This window comes from Oleiphilus sp. HI0132, from assembly GCF_001635845.1.
The window spans coordinates 1-908 of the sequence record NZ_LWGJ01001240.1; the positions used below are offsets into that span (position 1 = coordinate 1).

Annotated in this window: 1 protein-coding gene; it reads left to right on the forward strand. The window is 46.7% G+C overall.

Translation table 11 applies throughout. The annotated features are described in order from the left end of the window. Positions 1-817: succinate--CoA ligase subunit alpha (gene sucD / locus A3766_RS18260; RefSeq protein WP_068642652.1), on the forward strand; the 817-nt coding region annotated here is incomplete at its 5' end. Between the last annotated feature and the right edge of the window lie 91 nt (positions 818-908).

A 908-nucleotide genomic window follows, 5' to 3' on the forward strand; every position in this document is an offset into this window, starting at 1 on the left:
GCAAGGTACTTTCCACTCAGAGCAAGCTATTGCATATGGCACGCAAATGGTTGGTGGTGTAAGTCCGGGTAAGGGTGGTCAGACTCATCTTGGTCTTCCAGTATTCAACACTGTTAGCGAAGCGGTTGAAGCTACGGGTGCGACGGCTACGGTTATCTATGTTCCAGCACCTTTCTGTAAAGATGCGATTTTAGAGGCGATTGATGCAGGTATCGAGCTGATCGTTACCATTACTGAAGGCATTCCTACTTTGGATATGGTTGATGTGAAGGTTAAGCTTGATCAAGCTGGCGTTCGTATGATTGGACCAAACTGTCCTGGTGTTATCACCCCAGGAGAGACTAAGATCGGTATCATGCCTGGTCACATTCACCTACCAGGAAAGGTTGGTATTGTTTCTCGCTCAGGTACTTTGACTTATGAAGCGGTTAAGCAAACAACTGATGCAGGCTTCGGTCAGTCAAGTTGCGTAGGTATTGGTGGTGACCCAGTACCAGGTACTAGCTTTATTGATGTTTTGGAAATGTTCCAGAACGACCCCCAGACAGAAGCTATTGTAATGATTGGTGAAATTGGTGGTACTGCTGAGGAAGAAGCAGCTGAGTACATCAAGGCTAATGTAACAAAGCCTGTTGTGTCGTATATAGCGGGTGTTACAGCGCCTGCTGGTAAGCGTATGGGGCATGCTGGGGCGATCATCGCTGGTGGTAAGGGTACAGCTGATGAGAAATTCGCTGCACTCGAGGCAGCTGGTGTGAAGACTGTTCGTTCTCTAGCGGATATTGGTTCAGCGCTGAAAGAAAAAGCTGGCTGGTAGGATATCGCTATTAGCGAGATTAACGATTTAAGTTAGTCTTTAAAGGGCGGGGTAGAGTTAATCTATCCCGCCTTTTTTGTATCCATTATAA